At 52.9% G+C, this 20,853-nt stretch carries 14 protein-coding genes, 1 tRNA gene and 1 pseudogene; 9 read left to right on the top strand and 7 right to left on the bottom strand.

Annotation, left to right across the window (positions count from 1 at the left end):
• Positions 1–88 precede the first annotated feature (88 nt).
• Positions 89–2,036 (top strand): annotated as a pseudogene (locus ACT3RU_RS11190) (ligand-gated channel protein).
• Positions 2,037–2,189: 153 nt separating this feature from the next.
• On the opposite strand, the gene ACT3RU_RS11185 reads toward ACT3RU_RS11190, so the two are convergent.
• Positions 2,190–4,400: a TonB-dependent receptor domain-containing protein gene (locus tag ACT3RU_RS11185; RefSeq protein ID WP_192527432.1), complete on the bottom strand. Its 2,211-nt coding sequence runs from the start codon at positions 4,398–4,400 to the stop codon at positions 2,190–2,192.
• Between the two features lie 274 nt (positions 4,401–4,674).
• Here ACT3RU_RS11185 and ACT3RU_RS11180 point away from each other — a divergent pair, with 274 nt between their 5' ends.
• The 4 genes from ACT3RU_RS11180 to ACT3RU_RS11165 are packed head-to-tail and all read left to right on the top strand — an operon-like array spanning position 4,675 to position 8,613.
• The gene (locus tag ACT3RU_RS11180; RefSeq protein ID WP_192527433.1) at positions 4,675–5,598 is read left to right on the top strand and encodes an ABC transporter substrate-binding protein; all 924 of its coding nucleotides are present in this window, start codon (positions 4,675–4,677) and stop codon (positions 5,596–5,598) included.
• A gap of 39 nt (positions 5,599–5,637) precedes the next feature.
• The gene (locus tag ACT3RU_RS11175) at positions 5,638–6,651 is read left to right on the top strand and encodes a FecCD family ABC transporter permease (RefSeq protein ID WP_192527434.1); all 1,014 of its coding nucleotides are present in this window, start codon (positions 5,638–5,640) and stop codon (positions 6,649–6,651) included.
• A gap of 7 nt (positions 6,652–6,658) precedes the next feature.
• Positions 6,659–7,807, top strand: a complete 1,149-nt coding sequence (locus ACT3RU_RS11170) for a FecCD family ABC transporter permease (RefSeq protein WP_192527435.1) — start codon at positions 6,659–6,661, stop codon at positions 7,805–7,807.
• Positions 7,804–8,613, top strand: coding sequence for an ABC transporter ATP-binding protein (locus ACT3RU_RS11165; protein WP_192527436.1), 810 nt, complete (start codon positions 7,804–7,806; stop codon positions 8,611–8,613). Before ACT3RU_RS11170 ends, ACT3RU_RS11165 begins: the two co-directional genes overlap by 4 nt.
• 20 nt (positions 8,614–8,633) lie before the next feature.
• On the opposite strand, the gene ACT3RU_RS11160 is transcribed toward ACT3RU_RS11165, so the two are convergent.
• A complete protein-coding gene (locus ACT3RU_RS11160) occupies positions 8,634–9,209 on the bottom strand; it encodes a hypothetical protein (protein ID WP_225733793.1) in 576 nt (191 codons plus the stop codon).
• A gap of 128 nt (positions 9,210–9,337) precedes the next feature.
• Here ACT3RU_RS11160 and ACT3RU_RS11155 point away from each other — a divergent pair.
• Both ACT3RU_RS11155 and ACT3RU_RS11150 read left to right on the top strand, forming a co-directional pair.
• Positions 9,338–9,414 (top strand) — tRNA-Ile (locus ACT3RU_RS11155).
• A 519-nt stretch (positions 9,415–9,933) separates the two neighbouring features.
• Positions 9,934–12,072, top strand: coding sequence for a TonB-dependent siderophore receptor (locus tag ACT3RU_RS11150; RefSeq protein ID WP_192527438.1), 2,139 nt, complete (start codon positions 9,934–9,936; stop codon positions 12,070–12,072).
• Between the two features lie 67 nt (positions 12,073–12,139).
• On the opposite strand, the gene ACT3RU_RS11145 is transcribed toward ACT3RU_RS11150, so the two are convergent.
• From ACT3RU_RS11145 to ACT3RU_RS11125, 5 genes are all read right to left on the bottom strand, one after another.
• Entirely contained in the window at positions 12,140–12,475 is a 336-nt protein-coding gene (locus ACT3RU_RS11145; RefSeq protein WP_192527439.1) for an AzlD domain-containing protein, read from the bottom strand.
• Entirely contained in the window at positions 12,472–13,182 is a 711-nt protein-coding gene (locus tag ACT3RU_RS11140) for an AzlC family ABC transporter permease (protein ID WP_192527440.1), read from the bottom strand. The genes ACT3RU_RS11145 and ACT3RU_RS11140 overlap by 4 nt, the downstream gene beginning before the upstream one ends.
• On the bottom strand, positions 13,179–13,709 hold the full coding sequence (locus tag ACT3RU_RS11135) for a helix-turn-helix domain-containing protein (protein WP_087109809.1): 531 nt from the start codon (positions 13,707–13,709) through the stop codon (positions 13,179–13,181). The genes ACT3RU_RS11140 and ACT3RU_RS11135 overlap by 4 nt, the downstream gene beginning before the upstream one ends.
• Positions 13,710–13,947: 238 nt before the next feature.
• Complete coding sequence (gene sstT / locus ACT3RU_RS11130; protein WP_087109807.1) at positions 13,948–15,174, bottom strand: serine/threonine transporter SstT; 1,227 nt, start codon at positions 15,172–15,174, stop codon at positions 13,948–13,950.
• A gap of 341 nt (positions 15,175–15,515) precedes the next feature.
• Positions 15,516–15,803 (bottom strand): hypothetical protein, encoded by a 288-nt coding sequence (locus ACT3RU_RS11125; protein WP_192527441.1) that lies wholly within the window; start codon positions 15,801–15,803, stop codon positions 15,516–15,518.
• Between the two features lie 865 nt (positions 15,804–16,668).
• Here ACT3RU_RS11125 and ACT3RU_RS11120 point away from each other — a divergent pair.
• On the top strand, positions 16,669–18,321 hold the full coding sequence (locus tag ACT3RU_RS11120; protein WP_192527481.1) for an SLC13 family permease: 1,653 nt from the start codon (positions 16,669–16,671) through the stop codon (positions 18,319–18,321).
• A gap of 493 nt (positions 18,322–18,814) precedes the next feature.
• Complete coding sequence (locus tag ACT3RU_RS11115; RefSeq protein ID WP_192527442.1) at positions 18,815–20,731, top strand: FUSC family protein; 1,917 nt, start codon at positions 18,815–18,817, stop codon at positions 20,729–20,731.
• Positions 20,732–20,853: the final 122 nt, after the last annotated feature.

The following is a 20,853-nucleotide window of genomic DNA, read 5'->3' as shown; positions in this document are numbered from 1 at the left end:
CGCCGTACCGCCCCTTGAAGAAACTTTATAGGTAACATGTTAATGACAATGCTTATCATTTTTGTTTATGTTTTGACAAGGGAAGCACATGCCAAGCTCATTTCGTCTAACGTTACTTACAACAGCGGTTACCTCGCTGGCAACAAGCTCCGCGCTGGCCCAGCAGCCTGAGACATTAAGCAATATGGTGGTGACCGCTTCGGGCTTCGAACAGCAGATAAAGGACGCTCCCGCTTCCATTAGCGTATTATCTCGCGAGCAGCTGGAGCGAGGCCATTACCAAAATATTACGGACGCGCTGCGCGATGTTCCGGGGGTAACGGTAACCGGAGGCGGAGGGGGGGATGGCGGGCACGACATTTCCATTCGCGGTATGCCTGCCCAGTACACGCTGGTTTTGGTAGATGGTCGTCCGCAGAATTCTCGAGAAACGCGTCCGAACGGTAGCGCTGGTTTCGAACAGGATTGGCTGCCGCCCCTACAAGCCATTGAACGTATTGAAATCGTGCGTGGGCCCATGTCGACTCTATATGGATCAGACGCTATTGGTGGGGTCATCAACGTGATCACTCGCAAGGTAGCCCAGCAGTGGCATGGCAACCTTCAGATCGATACCGTGCTGCAGGAAAGCAGCTCTTCTGGCGATAGCCGTCAAGGTAACTTCTACCTAAGTGGGCCGCTGGTGGGCGATACCCTAGGGCTTCAACTCTATGGTCAAGCCTCCCAGCGTGATGAAGACAACATCATCAATGGCTATGAGGATAAAAGCCTGCAGAGCCTGACCGCGCGTTTAAGTTTGGCGGCCAGCGACAACCACGACGTTACCGCCGAGGCGGGTATTACGCCAAGCGTTGATGGGGCGTTCTGCGCCTTCTGAAGGTTGCCGTGGCGGCTGCTCTGACAGCCTCAACAAATTTACCAATCGGCATATGGCGGTGACCCATAGCGGTCGTTTTGATTGGGGTACCAGCGAAACGTTCGTTCAGCGCGAAAATAGCCGCAACGACTCGCGGGATATCGAAATTACCAACACGACAGCCAAGGCCAGTGGCGTCATTCCGCTTGGCACGCACATGGTGACGGTGGGGGCCAGCTACGAGGAGGAGAAGCTGGAGGATGGCACTACCAACCAGATTTCCGACCTTACCACGCTTGATCAACGCCAGTGGGCTGTGTTTGTTGAAGACGAATGGATGTTGACCGATAGCTGGTCGCTAACAGGCGGTATACGCCTTGATGAGTCGGATAAATACAGCAGTCATATAAGCCCACGACTTTACAGTGTCTGGAACATGACGCCGGACTGGACACTGAAAGGGGGCGTGTCTACCGGGTATCGCTCGCCCAATATCCGCGAGACGGCGCCCGGCTGGGGGCAGGTCAGCCGCGGGGGCAACGTATATGGCAATCCGAATTTAAAACCGGAAACCTCGCTCAACAAAGAGCTGGCGCTTTATTATGGAAATGAAAATGGATTTAATGGAAGCTTGACGGTTTTCCATAACGACTTTGACGACAAGATCACCCGCATTGCATGCCCTGTTTCAATTTGTGATGCAGGCGCCAACGACTTTGGCAGTGACCCGACGTACCGCATTAACGTTGATGAAGCGATAACGCGTGGGGTGGAAATCAGCATGGCCGCACCGCTTAACGAATCGCTTGATTTAACCGGAAGCTACACGTTCACCGACTCCGAACAGAAGAGTGGTGAGTACGCCGGTAGCCCGCTGACGCAACTGCCCCGCCATCAAATTTCAGCATCGCTTGATTGGCAGGTGTCTGCTCGGTTAAGCCAGTGGACCAGAGCAACCTACCGGGGTAAGGAGAGCCAGCCGGTCACCGGGCCTTCCTCAAGCTCCACTATCGCGCCTTCTTACACCTTTGTAGATACAGGTCTTGGCTATCAACTGAATGCCAATACGCAGCTTAATGCCGGTATCTATAACCTGCTGGATGAAACGATTACTTACGATGAGTATGGCTATGTGGAAGATGGCCGTCGGGTATGGTTAGGCTTGAGCGTGGATTTTTAATTCTTCTAAAGCACATTAACCAAGCGGCCATTTTTAAGTGGTCGCTTTTTTTATAGCGGTTATATAAGAGAGCGCTATAAAAAAAGCCCCGGCAAAGCCGAGGCGTAAAGAGAGCATTGAAACAGCAAGCAGAGCCGTTCAAGTAGGAGGCGATTAGAACTCGTAGGTGGCTGAGACCCAGAAATTACGGCCATCCAGGGCGACGCCGTCGGTGGAACGACCTGTCTGAGTATAGTGATAGGCGATATAGGTATCCCCTTCATACTCGTAGGTATCGTGACCTGAGAAATCCTTGTCGAACAGATTGTAAATGGCGCCCGTTAGACGAATGTTATCGGAGAACAAATAAGAGCTTTTCAGATTGAACAGTGTGTAGCCGTTCAGATTATTACCTAATTGGTCAACAAGTGCGGCGGACGAGCCGGTTACATTGCCGCTAAAACGCTCCCGTGAGGAGTAGTACTCTCCTTCAAGGGTGGTGCTCCAGCGATCATTAATTGCCCAGTTAAGATCAGTGGTCAACTTATGCTTGGGTGCATTGGTAAGCGGTTGACCTTCATTCTCACCGGAAGTGATTTCGGTGTCAGTGTAGGTATAGCCACCGCTGATCGCCCAGGCCGGGGCTATTTGGTAGCTGCTGCTTAGCTCAATACCACGGGTTTCCGCACGATCAATATTGATTGATTGGTCAAAGCTGGTTTGCTGAGTGAAGTTCCCTACACTTAAGCAGTTAGCGGCATTGGCGTAAGGCTGATTGCCATTATCGTCAATATACTGGCAGTTGGGCAGGCTGTCGCCATCAGCGATACGGTCGCGAAACTGGGTATAAAAGACAGTTGCCCCGGCAGAGAAGCCGCTAAGGTTGTCGTAGATCGCACCCACTTCATAGTTGGTACTTTTCTCGGGCCCGAGGTCTGGCGAGCCGAGGCTGATTGATTGACCTTGATTGGTAAAGCCATTAACGCCATCGTGTAACTGGTTCAGCGTGGGCGTTTTGTACCCTTGGCTAATACCCCCTTTAAGGGTTAACTGGTCAGTGGTATTCCACACTAAGTAACCGCGCGGGCTAAAGTGACCACCGAACGCATCATGGTTTTCATAGCGACCGCCCAGGGTTAGCGCTAAGTCATCGGTTAGCAGCCACTCATCTTCGGCAAAAAATGACCAGCTTGACTGAGAAAATTTCTCGTTGCCTGCAGTGCCTTCTTTAAGCTCGGCATCAATATACTGAACGCCTACGGTCACCATGTGGTCATCCAGCGGTGCAATGAATTTGCTGTCGACCACAGTGTCACGATTTTCCAGAAGGCGTGGTTCGCCTCCTTGAGCTATATAGCCATAGTCAGGTGCGTTTCCGGCAGGCAGCGTACGCCCAAGTGTCTCCGTAAAATTATGCGTAACGCTACTCTCAAGGGTGCCTGCGGCGTAGTGGCCGGTATGCCCTACGGCAATTTGGTCGCGGTTAAAGCGCAGCTCATCTGAGTAGCCGAAAAACTTACCCGGTTGGGGTGTGGAACAGTCATCACGCTTTAAGCCATCCAGGCTGCCCAAGCGACAATCTGAGTTGTCGTACACCTGGCGGGAGCGTTCGGCATCCAGCCAAAATTCGTTGGTATCATCGGGCGTTAGGTTTAAGCGCCCGCCAATTGAGTAGATGCGCGCTTCGGAAGGACGTGGGTCACGCCCCACACTGTTTTCTACCATGCGCTCAGAGCTATCGCGGTCAAACAAGCGCCCACGCAACTGCAGGCCGAGTGTATCTTCAACCAGCGGGCCTGAGGTGTAGAGATTAATTGCTGAGTTGTTGCCCGCATCACGATCTTGCTGAAAGGTGTTCTCAAGCGTTACTGAGCCTGCCCATTCAGTACTAACGCGACGAGTAATTATATTGATAACCCCGCCCATGGCGTCCGACCCGTAAAGAGTGGACATTGGGCCACGGATAACTTCAATACGCTCAATCGCTGAAAGGGGCGGCATAAAGCTGGTTGAGGTCTCACCAAAGCCATTCGGCGTTACATCGCCTGAGGCATTTTGGCGGCGTCCATCAATCAGGATGAGCGTATAAGCACTTGGCATGCCACGTATGGAGATGTTGTAACCGCCTGTTTTGCCGGTGCCGGAGCGAATATCGACGCCTGGTATATCCTTGATTGCCTCGGCAATGTTGGAAAACTGATTCTGTTCCAACTCTTCCCGCGTTACCACAGAGATACTCGCAGGGGCACTATTTAGCGTTTGCTCATACCCGGAAGCGGTCACCACCATGTTATTAAGCTGGGTATTTTCCTGAGCATTGGCCGCGCCAGCGGTAAGCCCAAGAGCAACAGCGCTGGCTAAAGCATTCCGAGTAAAGCGTGGCATAGCGATTCCCTTGGTTAATGATTCGGTAATGATATTTATTATCAAATGAGGGTGGAATTCTAAAAAGAAAAGTTCCCATGCGCGAGTCAATGTCATGGAACAATACGTTGCTAAAATCGAAACACAGGGAGGCCCGGTTTAGGGGCAGGGGGATTACACAAGCGGTTTTCTTTGTGTTGCGTAAAATGGAACGCTGGGTTCTATTTAATATAGATGCAAATGTTTTTGAGAATCGTTACTATTCGAACGAATGGTCTAAGAATAGAGGTTCACTATGCTGCGTTCGGTACTGCGTCTTGGCTTGGCCGGTGTGCTATTGAGTAGCTTGATTACCAATGCACAAGCCCGAGAGCTGGATACTGCTTTTGGAGAAATTGAAGTGCCTGATGCGCCGCAGCGTGTAGTAACGCTTTATGAAGGCGCGTTAGACGCATCGTTGGCCGCTGGTGTCACCCCGATAGGCGCCATTGCTTCGCGTGGCAGCAACGATGTCGCTGCTTATATTGGTGAACACACCGATGTAAGCACGCTGGAAATGGTCGGTGTTACCCGTGAACTCAATATCGAAGCTGTGCTTCGTTTACAACCGGACCTGATCCTTGCAGCCCCTCAGCTTGCTGAAGAGCAGTACCAGTTACTGTCACGTATTGCCCCCACGATCGTGCCCAAAACAAGCGGTTTTTCTCGCGACAGCTGGAAAGCAGAAACGCAGCTGTTTGGCCAGGCGCTGGGTAAAAAAGCAGAAATTAACGAGGCGCTTGAAAATGTGGAGCAGCGTGCCGCAGAGCTTAACGAACGTTTGAGTGATGCCAATGTCGGCGGCACCGCTTACCTGGTGCGGTGGATGCCTGCTGGCCCCATGGTCATGTCCTCTGAGCTGTTTTCAACCGGCGTACTTGCTTCGACAGGGCTGATAGTGGAAGACGAAGGCCTGGTCAGTGAGGGCAGTGCCCATAGCGATGTATTAAGCCTTGAAAACCTCTCATTGATTGACAGCGACTGGCTATTTCTTGCCACACTAAATGAAGATGGCCAGCAAGCGTTGGATGCTGCCGAACAGAGTAATGCCTTCACCCGTTTGAATGTTGTGCAACAAGAACACGTTGTGCCTGTGAATGGCCAGGTATGGAGCAGCGCCTCAGGGCCGCTGGCTGCCCAGGCCATCCTGAATGATATCGAACAATCGCTCTTGCCTTAAGCGTCCTTTCTATCAAGGTACGCCTGTGAAGGAACGAACATGACAGTAAGTTCGCTAACGCAGCGCTTTGAACAACGAACGCTGCTGTTAAGCCTGCTCACCGCCCTAGTGGCGGTGAGCGTCGTTAGTTTGTTGGTGGGGGCTGGTAGCGTTTCGCCATTACAAGCGCTCTCTATGCTGTTGGGTAGCGAAGACAGTGACGCGCATTTTGTGGTATGGGAGCTGCGCGCACCACGCACCTTGATTGGCATTGTGGTGGGGATGGCACTGGGGGTTTCAGGTGCGCTCTTGCAAGCCGTTGCGCGTAACCCGCTAGCGGAACCGGGGTTGCTGGGCGTCAGTGCGGGAGCGGCGTTTGCTGTTGCGTTGGCGCTAGTGCTGGGTTCAAGTGCGGCAACCCTGCGTATTTCCGTTGCGCAGTTGGGTGCATTGATAGGCTGCCTCTGCGTATTGGGCGTAGCGCGTTGGCGCGGCGTGGGTAATGACCCAGTGCGCCTGGTGCTGGCCGGTGCTGCTTTCTCGGCGTTGCTGGGGGCGATGACCGCGCTACTGCTGCTGTTTGACCAGCGCTCTGCTGACGAAGTGCGCTTCTGGGTGATTGGCAGTTTGGCGGGCCGTCGTCTGGAAGATCTAATAGCCGTATTGCCTTCTATCGCCTTTTGCACGCTTTTGGTTGTGTTGATTGCGCGCCCTTTATCCGCATTAGCGCTCGGGGAGCGGATGGCATCGGGGCTAGGGCATCGTCCCCAACTGATTCGTGCATTGGTCGTACTTTGCGTAGCGCTTTTAGTCGGGGCCGCAACGGCCATTGCCGGGCCTATTATTTTTGTCGGGCTGGTAGTGCCTTTTGTTGCTCGCGCGTTTGCCGGGCCGGATATCCGACGCACCCTATGGTTTTGTTTACCGATTGGCCCGTTAATCGTCGTCTCGGCCGATATTATTTCCCGCTTGGTGGTCGCTCCCTCTGAACTACCGCTGGGTGTTCTTACGGCATTGTGCGGAGCGCCTGTGCTTATTGCTGTTGTACGCGCCCGCCGTTTACCCATGTTATGAGTTTGTTATGACGCCTCGCTGGTTAAAAGCTGAATTCAAAAAACAGGGCGCCACGGCTGTGGTTGCGAGAACACCCGGTATGGGCATGGCGCATTATGAAAAAGAGCCGGTAGAGCCGCCAGCGGGATACTGGCGCTGGGGCGAGCACCGAGGCGATGGCTACAGTATTCTGCTTGAGCAGCGAGCCGTTTGGGTTAACAGTGGGTTGGCGGTTGTACTGTTGCTTGCCTGCATTGCCTACCTTAGCCTTGGCACCGTCACCCTGGACCCGCGTGATGTAGTACAAGCGCTGGCTGGGCAGGGCGATATGATGACCGGTTTTATGGTGCAGGAGTTACGCTTGCCACGGCTTGTGGCCGCCTGTTTGACCGGAGGCGCCTTTGCGCTGGCGGGTATTTTGATGCAAACGCTGGCACGTAATCGCTTGGCCACGCCCGGTATTATTGGTATTGATAACGGTGCCACTGCCTTTGCGGTGGCCTCCGTTGTGGGGATGAGCGTATCACTGGCGCCTTCCGCGATGGCCTTGACCGGCGCCGCCACGGCTGCCGTGATTACCTTTGGGCTTGCTGCTGGCAGCGGCACGCAAGGGTACCGGTTTATCGTTGCGGGGATTGGGGTAGGAGCCATCTTTGGGGCCATCACGCAACTGATGTTGGCGCGCGTGGCTATCGATACAGCCAATGCTGCTTATCCCTGGACTGTCGGTTCCCTCAATGCCCGTTCCGGCGGCTCAGTCCAACTGCTGGGAATTGGCTTAGCGCTGGGCTTTGTTGCTGCGCTGGTGCTGGCACGCTCACTCACAGTGTTACGGTTTTCCGACGCTACGGCCAGCGGTTTGGGCATCAACACCACCGTGCGCCGTATCCAAATATTACTGCTATCGGTTGCTTTAACGGCCTTGGCCGTTGCGGTGGCGGGGCCCGTAGGCATGGTGGGGCTAATCGGCCCTGAAATTGCCCGTGCACTTTCCACTCCGCGCCATGTGCCGGTAGTCGCGGCTACGCTGGCAGGTGCGCTCGTGATGGTGTTAGCGGACCTTGCGGGACGAACGCTACTGTCCCCAATCGAACTGCCGGTTGGTATTGTCACCGCCATCATCGGCGGCCCTTGGCTTTTATGGATTTTGATGCGCCCGAAACGGAGTCACGCATGAACGATTTTCGAACCCCGCCCACACTAGCCACTCACGCATTAAGCATGGGTTATGGCACGCGGCGGGTGATCGATGGCCTGGAGGTGACACTGCCCAGTGCCAAAGTGACAGCTATTGTAGGGCCTAACGGATGTGGTAAATCGACACTACTTGCGGGCCTGGCGCGTTTGCATAAGCCCGATGAAGGTAGCGTGTTGCTCAACGGTGAAGATATTCAACGCTTACCGTCTCGCCAACTCGCCACGCAGTTGGCGCTGCTGCCCCAGGAAGCTATCGCCCCAGAGGGGCTAACGGTAACGGAACTGATTCGCTTTGGGCGTCAGCCGCATCAGGGTTGGTTGCGGCAATGGTCAGCCGAAGACCAGCGGGTGGTACAACACGCGCTTTTAGCGGCAGGGCTTGAGGATTTAGCGGATCGCCCCATTGACGCGCTTTCGGGTGGGCAACGCCAGCGTGCGTGGATCGCTATGACCATCGCTCAGCAAACGCCGCTTTTACTGCTGGATGAGCCGACTTCCGCGCTTGATTTAGGCCACCAGATCGAAGTGTTTGAACTGGTGCGCCACTTGGCTGGGCATGGTCGCACTGTGGTGATGGTACTGCATGATTTAGCCAGCGCTTGCCGCTACGCGGACCACTTGATCGCCATGTGTGATGGGAAAATTGTTGATCAGGGCGCGCCTGCGAATGTGGTCACGCCAGAGCTGGTGCGCAAGCTGTATCAGGTCGACTGCACGTTACTTTCCGACCCGGCGACCGGTAGCCCGTTACTGGCGAATGTGCGCCGGGCTACCGAGCCCGCTTAAAAAGATTATTCGCTAAAGGCTTAACGGTTAATCAGCAAGGCATTCAGCGTAATGGGCACGTTATCGTCAATCTGTTGATAGCCAAGCATGGATAGCAGGGTACGGACCGTGGTGTTTGCCATTAACGCCTTGCCATCCAGCGTCATTGGCTCTGCGTGAGTCACCCTCACTTGATTCAAGCCTTCGCGGGTAAAGCGCAAGGGCACCGACTCCTCCCGGTTCACCATTTCGTTTTGTACGCGAAAGGTAATGGTCTCGACCAGCGACTCATTAATATCCAATGCATCCAGCCGCTCCGGAGACATCTGCCCAACCAGCGTGACCAGGGTGGTATTCGACAGCAGCGCGACCCACGGCGGTAGATCATTAAAGCGCGAAAGCAGATCGGTCTGGCTCAATTTGAGTGGCAGGCGCAGCGTGCCATCGGGCGAAATATCACCTTCTAAATTACGCACCTGATGATGATGCGTTTGAGGCGTCGCCCCGTTGAGCTGGGTAATCGCGGCCTCTACATGCGACTCACCAGGATCGAGCTGCCAATCGGCCTGAACAGGCGCCGTTAGCAGCAACGGGAAAAGAGCAATCAAAGCTTTCAAGGCGCGTCTCCGCATAAAGAACTCCACTTCAAGACCCGCAATCCCGAAAAAAGTGCCATTCCCGCACGAAGATACGTGCGTAGGGGTAGCCTCGCCCCGCCACATTCGCTATTATATGCACGCTTTTCGGGCCTATAGCTCAGTTGGTCAGAGCAGGGGACTCATAATCCCTTGGTCGTAGGTTCAAGTCCTACTGGGCCCACCATTTCTAATTTTTGCTTGCTTCTGGCAAGTGATTTTAAGTCCCATAGCTCAAAATCAATCTTCCTTCCCATATGTCTCTCCGCGTCCTTTGAAAGTTACCCATCTTTGCGATGTGCTTCGCTGTTAGTTCGAAAGTAGCCGGCTGTTTTGCGTTGACGATCAACAATAGTTGAAACATGTGTGAGCACGACTCAGGTAGCCTGCTAGACCTAAAGGAAGGTTCCAGATAGCTAATCTGGCACCTTCCCAAAGCGTTTTCTTGCTAGCAGGCGAATAAGTAAGCCTCGCCAACTTATTTCACTGCTAGTCAATTTTGAAAAGAAGTGCGAAAGAGCACAAGACTCCTTAGGAAAGACGGCGGCGAGTCTGCAAATGGCGTTGTGGCTAAGAAAACTTGACATCGTGTGATTGTTGTAGTTGTGAATAATAATCCGTATCATTCGCCTTCCTCTGTTTGCTTACTATAAAAACACGGGCTCCTCTTCCCCTCCGTTCTGCCTGTCAGTGAGGTCTGTTTAACATGCGTCGTTCGCCTTTTTCCGCTACACCGTTGTCTGTCGCTATTCGCCGTGCATTGGCTGTGTCGTTAGGGGGTACGTTGTGTGTTGTGCCTTTTGCTGCACTGGCGCAGGAAGAGGCCGTGAACATGGGGACCACCGTAGTGACGGCGACCGCACTGAAGGTGGATACGCCAGATGTAGAAACGCCTCGCGCTATTTCAACTGTTAGTGCGGAGGAGCTTGAGGGTCGAGGCGTCAATAAGTATGACGAGACCTTCCAGTACCGCTCCGGTGTTGTGTCTCAGCCTTACGGTAATGACAACAATGCCGACTGGTTTTTCCTGCGTGGGTTTAGTGCGGAAGGCGCTACTTACCAGGATGGTTTAAGGCTCTTCCGCACAGGAGGCTATTTCTGGTGGATGAGTGAGCCCTTTGGCTTTGAACGTGTTGATCTTTTGAAAGGGCCTGCGTCAATTCTCTATGGCGAGGCGCCCCCTGGCGGTATGATCAACGGGATTAGTAAACGGCCTACCCGTGAACCGCAAGGAACGCTGCAGGTTGAAGCCGGTAACCATGATCATCGCCAGGTAGGGGTGGATGTGTCTGGCCCGGTGGGGCAGCGCGATGACGTGCGCTATCGCCTAGTGGGTCTCTATCGCGATGGCGAGGGCGAGCTCAACGGGAGTGAAAAAGAGCGCTATTACTTTGCGCCTAGCCTGGCGGTCGATGTTAGCGATGATACCACCGTCACCTTTCTTGCTAGCGTTCAGAAAGACCAAGGCGTGCCTACCACTGGGTTTTTTCCGGCACTGGGTACCCTTGAAGACTCTCCGTTTGGGAAAATTGACCCAGCGACCAATTTTGGTCAACCGGATTATGATCGGTTAGATCAGCGCCAGATTGCGATTGGCTATGAGTTGGAGCACCAGATAAACGATACCTGGGAGTTCCAGCAGAATGCCCGCTATACCCATTTGGATTTGGAACTGCGTAACGTTTACCCCAATTCGTATGTGACACCGCCACGCAGTATTTCCCGTGGGATTATTGACCGGGACGGCCAGTACGATGCGTTTAATATTGATAACCGACTCATCGCGCGTACTTATACTGAGAACACAGAGAATACGTTATTGGTCGGCGCGGGTTATCAAGAGCTGAATTTAAATTACACCAACCGTGACAGCTTCCGCACCTTGGGCGATGGCTCTAGCTTCTTTACAAATATCGATACGGTGGATCTATATAACCCCGATTACTCGGCGTTTACGGCGCCTGATACTGGCGACCCAACCGAGCATAATGTCGATCGCCGCCAGGTGGGGCTCTATGTTCAAAATCAACTGCGCATAGCAGACCAATGGGTTCTGCTTGCCGGGGCGCGCTACGATAATGTCGATAGCAGCGACGATTTTAGCGATACCACGGGCAGCTCCAGCGAAGGGTACGATGACGAACACCTCTCTGTTACGGCCGGTGCGATGTACCTGGGCGAAAACGGAGTTTCCCCCTATGTGAGCTATAGCGAGTCGTTCACCCCGGTGGCGGGTATTGGTCCAGACGGCGCTAGTTACGAGCCATTAGAGGGCCGCCAGTTTGAGGCTGGGGTTAAAATTGCCCCGCTGGAAGTCGATGGTTACCTCACGATTGCCGCCTTTGATGTTGAAGAAAATAACACCCTGATCTCGACCAGTGCGCCTGTTCAGGAGCAGGTAGGTAAGCGCCGCTCGCAGGGGGTAGAGATCGAAGGCGTGGGCTATTTAACAGATGAGCTAAAACTGATTGCGGCCTATACCTATACCGATGCCCGCTATGATGTGAGCGATGCACTGCAGGATGAGCGCGTTCCTTTGGTGCCAAGGCACATGGCGTCGGCGTGGTTGGATTACGATATGAGCCGCACCCTGGCTGGGCTTTCGGTAGGGGCTGGAGTGCGTTATATAGGGGAAACAGTACCCAGCGCGGATAGCACTATTGAGCAGAATGTCCCTTCTACAACGCTCTATGATGCCATGGCGAGCTATCGCATTAACGACAGCTGGACTGCCCAAGTCAACGTCAACAACCTTACTGACGAAGAGTATGTCAGTGGGTGTGACTTTTACTGCTATTACGGTGCCTCACGCAGCGTGGTGGGTAGCCTGAAATATAGCTGGTAGGTTGCTGCTGGCGAGTGGTTAACGTCAGTTGCTGAGTCATTCAGCAACTAACGTGTTGGTACATTTGTTAAAGCATGGAGGCGCCTACTTGCACCAGCCCAAACATGCCGACGCCTGCTGCCACCGGCCAACCCAGTGAACGCACGCGCAGCCATACCAGTAGGGTAACCAGTAGTCCAATCGCGGTTGCGGTCCAGGAAATCGTACTTGGGTTAACCGGTACAATAGAAACGCCCAGCACCGCTGCAATCATTAGCGGCCCTAAAATACCCAGCCACTGAGGCATGTTGTTGATACCGCTATCACTGCCTAAACGGCGCTGCATCCACAGAAAAGGGACGACGCGTATGAGTAGCGTACCCAATGCCGAGGCAATAACCGCTAACCAAAGTCCTGTACTCATAACGCACCTTTGCTGGATTCAAGCTTGACCATATAGAAGCAGAGCGCGCCGCAAGCAGCCGCAAGCGGGATGGCGACGTTGGCCCAGCCATATAGCGTAAAAAAGAGTGCGGATAATATGGCCCCGCTGAGTGCGAGCGACCAGCGTTTGTCGGTAAATCGCGGTGCTACCATGGTTAAAAACAGCGCGGGCAGGGCGAAAGGCATAATCTCACCCAGCAGAGGCCAGCGAGCGGTGAACGCCTCTCCTGCCGTCGCCCCTACGATAGTCCCTATTATCCAGGCGCCCCAAGCGAGGAGCGATGCTCCCAAAAACCAGCCGAAGCGCTCCGGTTTATCCAAGTGAGGAAGCCGCGTTAAGGCTAAAGCAAACACCTGATCAGTAAGGCCGTGCATAAGCCAGGGCCAGTGACGGCTCTGAGGCAATAATGCGGCCAAGTTAGGGCCATAAACCACATGGCGTACGTTGATCAATAGCGTCATGGCGACAACCAGCCAAAGCGGCGAACCCGCCGCGATCATACCAACAAAGAGAAACTGCGAAGCTCCGGCGTAGATCAACAGTGAAATAGCGGCGGCCTCCCATGTGGTGAATCCCGCTTGTGTCGCCACCAGGCCGAAGGAGAGTGAGACCGGTATATAGCCGCCCAGTAGCGGAATGGCTTCTCGCGCGCCTTTTAGCGCTGAGTGAGTTAATACTTGGCTCATGGTGTATCACCTTTTTCACCATAGGTGATGGTCAGAACCATGGTGGCTTCTGCCGCATGGGTACGATAAATGTGCGGCTGGTCGGCAGGGAAGGTCAGGGTTTCACCGGGGGTAAGCTGCGTGGTGTTACCTTCCGGCCCAGCTTCCAGCCAGCCGCTAATAAGGGTAAGTGATTCTTGGGTGCCTGGCGTATGCGCTTCAGCCAGGCGCAGCGTGTTGGGTGTGCAGCGCATCCAGTAGGCATCCACTTGGGGGGAGTCTTTGCCTTGGTCAATGAGGCGTACCTGCACGCCGTTTTCGCCTAGCGGAACGGTAATCGGCGCTACCAGAGTGCCAAAGGGAATGTTGAGCTGAACGGCCAGCCGCCAGATGGTATCCAGCGTTGGGTTGCCGTTGCCTTGTTCAAGCCGACACAAATTGGATTTAGCCATACCGGCGGCGTTCGCCAACTGAGAAAGCGAAAGGCCTTGTTGCTGACGCAGCGACTGTAAATGCTGGCCCAACGTATTAAGTGAAAGCTTATCCATGAAGAGTGTCTCGTTGTTCTTTATATAGAACGTTCTATATAAAGAACACTTGTTTGTCAACCTGAGCGTTATAAAGCGCTTCGCCGCTTGAGCGAGTGGTGGGTGATGCTAACCGCAAGAAGCCAAATACCAAAACGGCCCGTTTTGAAGTCATGATCCAAAACGGGCCGTTCGTATTTATTGGCCTTCTCTTAACAGCGGGAGCGTGGCTGTTAAGAGAAGGCTGAACGCTCTAAATTTAGGCGCTGGTCTTTGCCTCTTTAGCTCGGCAAGCAGCCGCGGTAAACAGTACGTCGGTTGAGGAGTTAAGCGCCGTCTCTGTGGAGTCCTGCACCACGCTGATCACAAAGCCAATCGCAACCGCCTGCATAGCCACTTCGGTAGGGATGCCAAACAGGTTAGCGGCCATCGGGATCAACATTAGCGAGCCGCCCGCCACGCCTGAAACACCGCAAGCCGCCAGTGCGGATACGATGCATAGCAGTAGCGCGGTGGGGAAATCGACGTTGATGCCTAAGGTATGTGTCGTGGCCAGCGTAATGACAGTGATAGTGATGGCCGCGCCACACATGTTGATGGTGGCACCCAGCGGAATAGAGATGGAGTAGGTGTCGGGGTCTAGCTTCAGGCGGCGGCAAAGCTCAAGGTTAATCGGAATGTTGGCAGCAGAGCTACGCGTGAAGAAGGCGGTGATCGCGCTGCCACGCAGGCAGGCAAAGACCAGTGGGTAAGGGTTTTGACGAGTGGCGATGTACACCAGCAGTGGGTTGCTCACCAGCGCGACAAACAGCATGCAGCCCACAATAACGGTTAATAGCTGAGCATAATTAAGCAGCGCTTCGATACCTGACTCGGCCAGCGTACCGGCCACCAGGCCAAAGATACCCAATGGAGCAATGCGAATAACCAGCGCCACAATCCGTGAAACGGCGTCAGAAAGATCGCTAAGGGCAAGGCGGGTGGTTTCGCTGGCTTGGCGCAGCATTAAACCCAAACCGACGGCCCAGGCAAGAATAGCAATAAAATTACCTTCCATCAGCGCAGTAACAGGGTTAGCGACCGCATTCAGCAGTAGGTTTTGCAGTATCTGAAAAATATTTCCGGGCGGGTTACCACTTACCTGTTCTGCGTTAAGAGACAACTCAGTGGGAAACAAAAAGCTCGCGGCTACCGCAATCAGTGCCGCTATCAGCGTACCGACGATATACAGCACCAGCACCGAACGAATATGCGTAGGTTGCCCCTGCCTATGCGCGGAAATAGCGGCTGCCACCAGAACAAAAACTAAAATAGGCGCAACGGCTTGAAGGGCGGCAATGAACAGCTGACCCAGTAGCGCTACATCACCGGCAATCGCGGGTGCAAAGATTGCGAGCAGCGTACCTGCCACGATGCCAATTAAAATCTGCGGGATAAGGCCCAGCTGTAAAAGCGGGCGGAAGAAGCCAGTGGCGGTTGCAATCATCGCGCGTCACTCTGGTAGTCGAATAGGAATGGGCATACGTAGACGCCTCCGGAAAGGGGCAGCATTCTATCACCTGCCGCTATCCTGCGGGCTTTTCGCGAGTAAGTTTCTTCGAGTGGGGTATTAAGGAGAGTAATCACTGCGCTTGGCAACACTGGTATTGCTTTGTATGTCAGCCCAGTAAGTGCAAAAAGCTGGGAGGAGGATGTGCTGAGAGACGATGTTTTAATGAACGGAGATACGCAGAGGGTAAGACTGACCGATTAAACGAATACTACCCTTGCCGCCGAATAAAAGAGGCAAGGGTAGTGCTGAAAAGCAGTACCTTGATAAGTAAATAATTAGGCAGCGACTATTGCCTGACGAGGTGTCTTGCTAGAAACCGCAGCAACGGCATTGGCTATCATGGCATAGCCTTTGTCAGTTAGCTCAATCACGTCGGGGGAGGAACCCCATTTCAAAAGCATTTCGTCTAGCTGACGCTCTGCTGTTTCAAACTGGCTACAGTGGCAGAGCAGCTTAGCGATGGTGTAATCGCATTCTGGGGTGTCGAACATTTCATCCTTGATTTCTTGAATAGCAAGTTGAAGACCTGCTTGGGAAATCTCTGCTAGATGGATATGTTGCATGCCACTACTCCTTGTGAATGCTGAGTTTATTTGTACGTAAATTGTACTCTTCAAGAGTAATATAGGTTTTCTTCAGAAGCAAACCCCTAAAGGAATTATTGCCTCTTCTCGATCTTATGCTTTCGCCCAATAAAAAATCCGCTACGATGAGTAGAGGGATTTCGCTGCTTTCCCCTATCGCTATTACAGAGGTAACGTAGCGATCAATGTGACTACGCAGCCCGATAAAAAAGCCAGTGAAGCAAGTTTTATCATTTCTGCTTCTTGGTTTTTAATGCATATATATATGTTATGTAAGGTATTTTTCAAGGTTGTCACGACTGAATGGTTTTGCTCCATTGAAAGATGTTGGCGTATCATCTTGACTCTTTGAGCGTTGCAGTTAGTAACCCCTGATCCCCGCTAATCCAAAGCCCGTACCCTTGGGCCATTTCACTACATTTTTAAAGTATCGTTCCTGAAAGACCGCTTCAGGTTTCAGCATAGACCACGACAGGTAAAAAACGACTTAATAAAAGCTATACAAAAAGTTAATTTTTTTGCCATCAATATGTCACCAAGGCAAAGCCTGTGTTGATGGGTGACGCTTGAAAATCAGATGTTTTTTCCAGATTTGCGACTGACAGCACACAGCGATAGACATTTTTGGCAATAACCAAGGTGCCTGCTGTTTCAGGCTATACGACTAACGTTGTTAGACTTTGGTTGTAATTATGAGTGATTTACTGGACTAATGTCCTATTGCAGTGAATAAAGGGCGCCACGAAATCGTTGAGCCCTTCTCAGTCTGGGTAAGTTGCTCACTATCAATCTACTTTTTTGCTCACCTGACGGCGGTGTTTTTATAATGCGCAGAGTTGCCATGATGACCGTGTGGGACCAGCTATGGTATTCCCACGATCAAGCCAAGAAACTGCTGATGTGTGCGTTACCCTCAACGCATGCTCCCAGCACCTCACGTCCTTCCGCCGCATCCGGTAGTGGTCAGTCCCAAGGCAGCGGGCCATCTCCACGCCCACCTGCCTACAATAAGCCCCAAACAGTAGGGCTTGTACTTGGGCCGCTGCTGTTTGCTTTGGTTGCGCTGTTTTTTCATCCTGCTGATTTAAGTTTTGAAGGCCGCATGGTCTTGGCAACTACGTTGTGGGTCGCTGTTTGGTGGATTACTGAGGCTATCCCTATCCCGGCAACGTCGTTATTACCCATTATATTGCTGCCTATTACGGGCGCATTGGATGGAAGTACGGTCACGGCTGCTTATGGAAATCCTATTATTTTTCTTTTCCTGGGCGGGTTTATGATCGCACTGGCCATGGAAAAGTGGGACCTGCACAAGCGTATTGCACTGACGATTATTTCCGTGTTGGGCACCAGTATTAACAGTATCGTGTTTGGCTTTATGGCTGCCACTGGGTTTCTTTCCATGTGGGTGTCGAATACCGCCGCGGTCATGATGATGCTGCCGATCGGCACCGCGATCGTCTACCAGGTGAGCCAGGAACTGGGTAAAAACGGGGGCGAGGTTGATAGCAAGGAAATTGACAAGTTCAGTAAAGCGCTAATTTTTGGTGTAGGTTACGGCGGCACTATTGGTGGGTTAGGCACGTTGATTGGTACACCGCCGAACATCATTTTAGCTGCGGTCGTGAATCAGCTTTTTGGTGTTGAAATCTCCTTTGCCAGCTGGTTAATGTTTGCCTTCCCGGTGGTTATCGTGCTGCTGGTGTTGGGTTGGTTGATGCTTACCTATCTGATTTATCCGATTAGTTTTCGTAACCTTCCCGGCGGTAAGGAGCTCATCAAGAAAGAAAAGGATGCGCTAGGCAAGATCTCATTTGAAGAGAAGGCCGTTCTGGGGGTGTTCATTTTTGCAGCGTTTTTCTGGATTACGCGCTCTTTCTTATGGCAAGGCCAGATTATTAATATTCCAGGCATCAGTGATGCCATGATAGCGATCAGTGCTGCGATATTACTGTTCCTGCTTCCCTCCAAAAACAAAGGCGGCTGTCTGCTCAACTGGGATATCGCGCGGGACGTACCGTGGGGTATTTTACTGCTATTTGGAGGCGGCTTGGCCATTGCGGCAGGATTCGGGTCTTCAGGTCTGGCTGGCTGGATTGGCAACCAGATGAGCGTGCTCCAGGGAATGAATTTCATTCTGGTCATTCTGCTGGCGACCGGTATAGTGCTGTTTCTTACGGAAATTACCTCCAATACAGCAACGGCAACCATGATTTTACCGGTACTGGCATCGCTGGCGCTGGCGCTAAATATTCACCCGTTTGCTTTGATGGTACCTGCTGCCATGGCGGCCAACTGTGCCTTTATGTTGCCGGTGGGGACGCCGCCCAACGCAATTATCTTCGCAACCGGCAAAATCAAGATCACCGAAATGGTACGTAACGGTTTCGGCCTGAATATTATCTCCATGCTCCTGATTACGGCGGCTGTATACTTCCTTTTACCGATGCTATGGGGGGTTGATCTGACGGTCTATCCCGAAGCTTTCCGTCACTAAAGCGCTCTTTTAATCGCTTTTGATCAAAGCCCTTATCCATCGATAAGGGCTTTTTTTATGCACATCGTTCGTACTCGTTTATTGATGACGCTATTGTTGTTGAAAGTTATTGTTGGAAAAGACAACTTAATATTTTAGAAAAAGAGCGCGGCGGTTATTGGGTTGACACTAAACCTGTCAGGATGAAGAATCGATTCATAAATGATAAGTGCATGTTGGGAATGTAAGGGAAAGAGGCCGCCTGCAAATATTACGTCCTATAACGATGTGGCTCAGGCGTCTGTCGTCTTTTGTTCCTGTTCCATATCATCGCCTCAACAAGGAAAAGAAATGGATAGCGCTGGCGTCTCGACTTCATAAAAGTGGCTGGAGTGAATAAGAGACGTTTGCTGACCGCTTCTGCCCGATTGCTTACAACCGAGCCCTGTCAATAATGGTGATTAGACCTTACGATTTCGCAACCTGTGCTCTTGGCCGTTTCAGGCTGAGTATTTTGACGTCTGACCCTGGCCGGGTTCGGCTTCGCTTGGCTGTGCGCACAATGCTCACGATGGGGCTTGTCTGCCTGGCGCTTCTCCTTCTTCATCGCTGGTTTCCCATGGCGGCACCCGCCTATGCCGTTGCGATGCTCACTGCGCTTCAAGGAGCGGTGGCGATAAAAGATGCGACGGCTGGCAAACGCGCTGTTTCCCGCGTTTTTGCCGCACTCTGCGGCTTCGCCGTCATTGCGGCGATTTCGCTAGTTGAACACTCGATTCTTCACATTAGTGCCGTGCTGCTTGGGGTCATTTTTTGGGCAGTATTTATACGCCAGTTTGGCGCTCGCTGGCAGGGCATCGGCGCGTTCACCTTTATGTGCGGTGTCATCGCTGCCTTTTTGAAGGCGCCTGATACGGACCTAATGGATATCGCTATTTCATTAGCGTTATCAGGCTTTATCGCTCATTTCGTCCGCAATTTTGTGCTACCGGAACGGCCCGTTCAGGATTTTGAGCGGGCGATACGCGCCTCCCTGCTTTCTGCAGACCGGTTGCAGGTCGGGGTCGCACGTTCGCTGCAGGCTGGCATGGCGATTGACTTGCGTGAAACGACCCAACTTGCGCGCCGGGCGCAGGAGGCGGCTTTCTTATGCGAAAGCTATCTACCCGCAATGCCGGAAGCAGTCGATGTCAAATTAGCCGACCTACTGGCGATGCGGCTGTTTGACCTGAGACTTGCTATCGAAAGGGTGCTAGATGACGCACTAAAAGTTGATCATAAGACATCCGGCCCCGAGCTTGCCGTGCTTGAAAAGCAGCTCACTGAGCTGCGGGATATTGAAGTAAAAGTGCGTGCCGATGTCGCTTCTATCGGTACTTCCTCTTCGGCTTTATCCCCCAAACGCCCGCCCTCGGTGCCTGCCGCGGCCCCATCGCCGCGCGGAAGCCTTCTGGCTAATCCATTCTTCAGGCAAGCTGTTCAGGTAACACTGGCGTCCGCCATTGCCATGACAGTGGGTCTCGTGTTGTCTCCGGAAAGATGGTTCTGGGCGGTGATGACGGCCTTCTTGATCTTCTCCAATACTCAGTCGCGGGGTGCTGTCGCCGTTCGTGGGCTTAATCGGGCACTGGGTACTGCCGTGGGCATTTGCGTGGGTATTGGGCTTGCTACCCTGGTGCATGGCAATCTCTACTGGACCATTCCGCTGGTGACGATCTCGATCTTTGCAGCGTTTTATCTGATGATGCTCTCTTACGCGATGATGACGTTTCTAATCACCATCGCTCTTTCGCTCATCTACGGAATTCTGGGGGAGTTTACGCCGGGGTTGCTTGTCCTGCGTCTGGAAGAAACGCTGGTGGGTGCCTTCGCTGGAATCATCGTCTCGCTTGCCGTCTTGCCGCAGAGTACTCGCGGGCAGGCACGCCAGGCATTTGATCGCTTTCTATCCGCGTTTGAAAAGCTACTGGGGGATATTATCGCCGAAGAGGGCGACGCGAAGCGTCATTCACGCCTGATAGCATCCGTCACCGCGCTTGATACAGCACGGGCGAGCTTCGTTGATGCTGCAAGCCCTATGCAAAGCTTCATATCGTTCGGAGCGACGCACCGGTGGGCCTACCAGAATTTGAAATACGCCTCGACCCTGGCGTACGCCGCGCATCTGCTGGAGCGTCGGTTTAGCCATGCTTCGCCGAATGAGAAAGAGCAGCAAGCAATCGCCGGTATTCGCGCTCGGCTTTCCCACCCGGCCGAGAATAATCTTGAGACGCCCGCTTTAGAAAACCCTGTTCAAAATAACCTGTCGGCGTCAGTGGTGAACGACTTAGCGGCCAACGATTTGGCGGCTAACGACTCTGCGGATGACACAGCCGCTTATGCGATCACTCTGATACATCAGACGCTGGATCGGCACGACAATGCGCCATGAGGCTTGGCCTGTGATTCAATATTAAAACGCCGCCGTGGGTTCACCGGTTTATACCCAAAATGTCTTAACGGCTCTATTTGGTTTAGCATCTACAGCAGGAGCAACATCTAACATTTTTGCAT

Origin of the sequence: Halomonas sp. TP35 (assembly GCF_052375975.1) — a bacterium.
GTDB classification, from domain to species: domain Bacteria; phylum Pseudomonadota; class Gammaproteobacteria; order Pseudomonadales; family Halomonadaceae; genus Vreelandella; species Vreelandella citrativorans.
Note: the sequence above shows the minus strand (reverse complement) of the source record. Positions and strands in the feature narration are given on the sequence as shown.

Bases quoted from the DNA above. Each gene is read 5' to 3' on its own strand.
- ACT3RU_RS11185 (WP_192527432.1), bottom strand. From the start codon at position 4,400: ATGCCACGCTTTACTCGGAATGCTTTAGCCAGCGCTGTTGCTCTTGGG.
- ACT3RU_RS11180 (WP_192527433.1), top strand. From the start codon at position 4,675: ATGCTGCGTTCGGTACTGCGTCTTGGCTTGGCCGGTGTGCTATTGAGT.
- ACT3RU_RS11175 (WP_192527434.1), top strand. From the start codon at position 5,638: ATGACAGTAAGTTCGCTAACGCAGCGCTTTGAACAACGAACGCTGCTG.
- ACT3RU_RS11170 (WP_192527435.1), top strand. From the start codon at position 6,659: ATGACGCCTCGCTGGTTAAAAGCTGAATTCAAAAAACAGGGCGCCACG.
- ACT3RU_RS11165 (WP_192527436.1), top strand. From the start codon at position 7,804: ATGAACGATTTTCGAACCCCGCCCACACTAGCCACTCACGCATTAAGC.
- ACT3RU_RS11150 (WP_192527438.1), top strand. From the start codon at position 9,934: ATGCGTCGTTCGCCTTTTTCCGCTACACCGTTGTCTGTCGCTATTCGC.
- ACT3RU_RS11145 (WP_192527439.1), bottom strand. From the start codon at position 12,475: ATGAGTACAGGACTTTGGTTAGCGGTTATTGCCTCGGCATTGGGTACG.
- ACT3RU_RS11140 (WP_192527440.1), bottom strand. From the start codon at position 13,182: ATGAGCCAAGTATTAACTCACTCAGCGCTAAAAGGCGCGCGAGAAGCC.
- ACT3RU_RS11135 (WP_087109809.1), bottom strand. From the start codon at position 13,709: ATGGATAAGCTTTCACTTAATACGTTGGGCCAGCATTTACAGTCGCTG.
- sstT (WP_087109807.1), bottom strand. From the start codon at position 15,174: ATGATTGCAACCGCCACTGGCTTCTTCCGCCCGCTTTTACAGCTGGGC.
- ACT3RU_RS11125 (WP_192527441.1), bottom strand. From the start codon at position 15,803: ATGCAACATATCCATCTAGCAGAGATTTCCCAAGCAGGTCTTCAACTT.
- ACT3RU_RS11120 (WP_192527481.1), top strand. From the start codon at position 16,669: ATGACCGTGTGGGACCAGCTATGGTATTCCCACGATCAAGCCAAGAAA.